At 47.0% G+C, this 3,799-nt stretch carries 5 protein-coding genes; all 5 read right to left on the bottom strand.

The window, feature by feature from the left end:
* Window positions 1–102: 102 nt before the first annotated feature.
* From IQ219_RS20615 to IQ219_RS17860, 5 genes are read right to left on the bottom strand one after another with little or no spacing between them, the layout of a single operon-like run.
* The gene (locus tag IQ219_RS20615) at window positions 103–1,248 is read right to left on the bottom strand and encodes a type I restriction endonuclease (RefSeq protein ID WP_368667633.1); all 1,146 of its coding nucleotides are present in this window, start codon (window positions 1,246–1,248) and stop codon (window positions 103–105) included.
* A gap of 24 nt (window positions 1,249–1,272) precedes the next feature.
* Window positions 1,273–1,500 carry a hypothetical protein gene (locus tag IQ219_RS20250; RefSeq protein WP_228017317.1) on the bottom strand — a complete coding sequence of 76 codons (228 nt, stop codon included), beginning with the start codon at window positions 1,498–1,500 and terminating at the stop codon, window positions 1,273–1,275.
* A gap of 15 nt (window positions 1,501–1,515) precedes the next feature.
* Window positions 1,516–1,695 (bottom strand): hypothetical protein, encoded by a 180-nt coding sequence (locus tag IQ219_RS17870; protein WP_194073499.1) that lies wholly within the window; start codon window positions 1,693–1,695, stop codon window positions 1,516–1,518.
* The gene (locus IQ219_RS17865; RefSeq protein ID WP_194073498.1) at window positions 1,692–2,228 is read right to left on the bottom strand and encodes an AAA family ATPase; all 537 of its coding nucleotides are present in this window, start codon (window positions 2,226–2,228) and stop codon (window positions 1,692–1,694) included. Before IQ219_RS17865 ends, IQ219_RS17870 begins: the two co-directional genes overlap by 4 nt.
* Window positions 2,225–3,631 (bottom strand): restriction endonuclease subunit S, encoded by a 1,407-nt coding sequence (locus tag IQ219_RS17860; RefSeq protein ID WP_194073497.1) that lies wholly within the window; start codon window positions 3,629–3,631, stop codon window positions 2,225–2,227. The genes IQ219_RS17865 and IQ219_RS17860 overlap by 4 nt, the downstream gene beginning before the upstream one ends.
* Window positions 3,632–3,799: the final 168 nt, after the last annotated feature.

The raw sequence follows: 3,799 nt of genomic DNA, 5'->3' as shown, positions 1-3,799 counted from the left end.
ACGTATTTGCCGCAAATGGACTATGCCCATCCAGCATTGGAAGGCGGCTCTTGCTTGTTTTGCTATTGAACACCCTAATTCTTTTCTTTTCTAATTTCCCCTTTACACAAATTCCTTGACACTCCCAGATACCCCGCAGCTTGCTGCGATTGGGTTATTCATTTTGTCCTCGACAGTCTCTTCCCCCTCCTCATCGGAGCCGTTGTAGGGGACTGAAGCTTCTAATACGCGGTTCATCGCTGCAGTGGTCTTGCCGCCCTGGCTGGAGTGGGCTTCGTCGATGATGATGGCAAATTTGCTCTGGCGGTGTTCGTCCCCAATCTCGTTAAGAATGAAGGGAAACTTTTGCACGGTGGTGATGATAACTTTCTTCCCGGCCTTGATGAACTGGCGCAAGTCCCCTGAACGCTCGGCATGGCCAACAGTAGCGGAGACTTGAGCGAATTGCTTGATAGTGTCTTTGATTTGCTTGTCTAGTACCCGCCGGTCGGTAACCACAATGACTGAATCGAATAAAGCTTTGCTGTTGTGCTCGAGCCCCACCAGTTGATGGGCTAACCAGGCAATGGAGTTACTTTTCCCACTGCCTGCTGAGTGCTCAATTAGGTAACGTTTCCCTACCCCGGTTTCCTTAGCACTAGCTAGAAGCCGCCGCACCACGGTTAACTGGTGATACCGAGGAAAGACCTGTTTAAGTGTCTTTCTGCTGGTCTTTTCGTCCTTTTCCTCGACTATCTGGGCATAGTTCTCCAAGATGTCGGTCAACCCATCTTTAGAGAGAATTTCTTTCCAGAGGTAGTCGGTGGCTAGTCCTGCTGGATTAGGGGGATTACCTGCGCCGTCGTTGTAACCTTTGTTAAAAGGTAGAAACCAAGACCCCTTGCCCTTGAGGTGGGTACAGAAGCGTACTTCTTGGTCATCTACAGCAAAGTGGATAGCGCAGCGACCGAACTGGAACAGTAACTCCTTGGGGTCTCGATCCCGTTGATATTGCTCCACTGCATCTAAGACAGTTTGCTTGGTGAGCCGATTCTTAAGCTCAAAGGTGGCAATGGGGAGCCCATTGATGAAGATAGCCATGTCCAAAGAAAGTGCCGTCTCCCCACGACTGTAGCGGAGCTGGCGGGTGACGCCGAAGATGTTAGCCCCAAACCGTTCTGCTGCCTTTAGGTTACCTGGGGTAGGTGTGCCGTAAAAAAGATCCACATGGGCTGGACCATGGTTGATGCCAGTACGTAACACATCCACTACACCCCGCTTAGCGATCTCACCCTATAGCCGGTGCAAGAACTGGGTACGCTTGGGGCCATCCCCGTTGATACCAAGTACCCCATAGGTATCGGGCTGAGTTGTCTCTAGAAATTCCAACAGCTTCACCAAATCAACAGCGTGCTCTCTGTCGTAGTCTTTGGAGTCGCCCAGAACATAGCCAGCCTCATTGACTAGAGAGTTAACAATTATGGTCTCTAAACCTTTCTCGCTAGTGTCAGTGGGTTTCATAATTGGCTCTTTGTGTTACGAATCGGGCATTTCTTCGACAATCTGGCCATCTTTAAAGATAATGACACCGATTCCGGCTTGTTTAGCCCGTTCCCGTGCCCTCTGACCGGCCCGCCTCAAAGCATTCTCTGCCCCCAGGATGTCTGGATCTTCTTCTCTGTTGCGGGCATTAACATTACCTTGTTGATTGGTCATAACTTACCTCCTTTCTTAATAAGCACAGGTTCACTGCCTGAGTTGTCATAGCAGATCCATTCGTCAACTACTGGTTTGTAGAGGGTCTCCAGGTTGTGTAACCCAGCCGCAAAGCGCCGGCGAATAACTGCTTCGGGGACGTGATGCCCTCCAGCTCGAACACGTTGCGCTACCCGGGCAATGGCTAGCTCAGGAGATGGTAGTTGAAGAAAGAAGAGCTTGACGATGTAGCCTTGGGCCTGCCAGGTGGGAATAAGGCGAGCGTAACTGCGACCACTCAGGGTCGTTTCAAAGGCGAAGTTCTGCCCCCGTCGAGCATGGTTCTGGATCTCCTCTAGCATCAGTCTCCCTGCTCGAAATGCAGCCTGTTCTGGTTCAAAGGGGGCTATTCCGGCAGCGATGAGATCAGCATTGATAAAGGTTAAACACTGGGCTTCCTTGGGTAAGAATTCTTCAGCAAAGGTGGTTTTACCGGCTCCGTTGGGACCAGCAATGATGATGACTTTGCGCTCCGGAGCAGACTGGCAATTCATTCTTCCTCCCCGGCTTCTAGCTCATCGTCCATAACCTCCGAGGGGTCTTCTTCCATGTCGAATAGTTCTTCCTCTACCACCTCCGGCACTTCGATGTCCCGCACATCTACCTGCCCGGTGACCACATCGGAGATGAGGCGGGTACGGTATTCCCGCATTAGTTCTATCTCTCGCTCGGCACGGGTGATAGCCTCATCAATAGGTTCAACAGATGTATTTATAAAGTCAGTTATGGCTTTTTGCTCGTATTTTGGAGGAATTATCAGAACAAGTCTTTTTAGTTTGTTAAGACCTAATACCCCTAATGTAGTTAGATCTGTGCCAGTTAATATCTGGTCAGTTATGTAAGCTACTTGAAGTGAATAAAATAAGAATGTAGAGAACATAACAGTGAAAGGCTTAATCACAGCTAGTCTTCCTGATAGACAAATTTCTATTGGTTTAAGCCGAACAATCTTTCCAACAGAAGCCACTCTGCCAATGGCTAAATCTCCATCTTCAATTTGAAATCGTCTATTCTGTTCGCAAAATATATCTTCAGCAACACTATATCCTGCTCTAACTACATTGCCATCAATATCCAAGTCGCCAACACCTAAAAATGGAATCCCATCTAGGCATAATGGAGGATTTCTATGTGATGGATGTGGATCAACTACTTTAGAAACCTGAAAAAGTCTTGCTGTCTTCCAATGTTCAGGTATATCCCCAATCAACTCCACGCCGCTGGGTTTGAGCTTAACGTTGGGATCTAGCCCACGGGTAACAGCCTGGTTAATAATGTTCTGCTTCTGCTCCTTCAGCAATTCTATGAGCCGCTGCTTGTTGCGGATGAATTTGTTGATCTGAGTGGTTTTCCAGTCTAGGAAATTGGCGATCTGGGTTTGTTCTTTTAGTGTAGGAAACCAGACTAAACAGCGACCTAATTCAGTTTCTGAAATTGCTGGATAAGCTACTCCTATAGACCTTGCAACGATTTGATTTATAAAAAGCTCAGATTGACCAACATAACCAACGTATCCAGGATCAGTATTGTTTTTAGGAGTAAGAACTGCAAAACCTGTTGAAGCAACAGTATATTTATTGATATATTTACAGTGGTAAACCGCTTTTAGATATGTTCTAACGGTTGAAAGTAAAGTGTCACCTGCCTTAATAACTCTACGGGCTCGGGATGGAGAATCAGCAAATCTTTCAATTCTTGGTTGAGAAACTAACTTTCCTGTGCTAACTGCTCCAATATCAATATAGTTAAAGCGAAAGTCTGGATCAGTATTCTCATTTAATACGGATTGATTAATAAAAACCCAATGTTTTAAGGGCATAATATTCCAATGTGCTGGAATCTTACCCAACCAAAGCACACCAGAATCTTTATATTCGGGATAGGGTTTCAGCTTCATTTCTCCACCTCCCCAACAATCTGTTCCAAGAGACCCTCAGCTTCCTGCTCTAGGGCATAGATATCCGCTTTGATCTCATCCAAAGTCCGCATGGGCACAGGCTTATAAAAATGACGGGTAAAGGAAACTTCATAGCCTATCTGGGTCTTGCTAGCCTCGATCCAGGCA

Origin of the sequence: Synechocystis sp. LEGE 06083 (genome assembly GCF_015207725.1) — a bacterium.
Classification (GTDB): Bacteria; Cyanobacteriota; Cyanobacteriia; order Cyanobacteriales; family Microcystaceae; genus Synechocystis; species Synechocystis salina.
The sequence above is the reverse complement of the archived record's forward strand: the minus strand, read 5'-3'. Positions and strand labels throughout refer to the sequence as shown.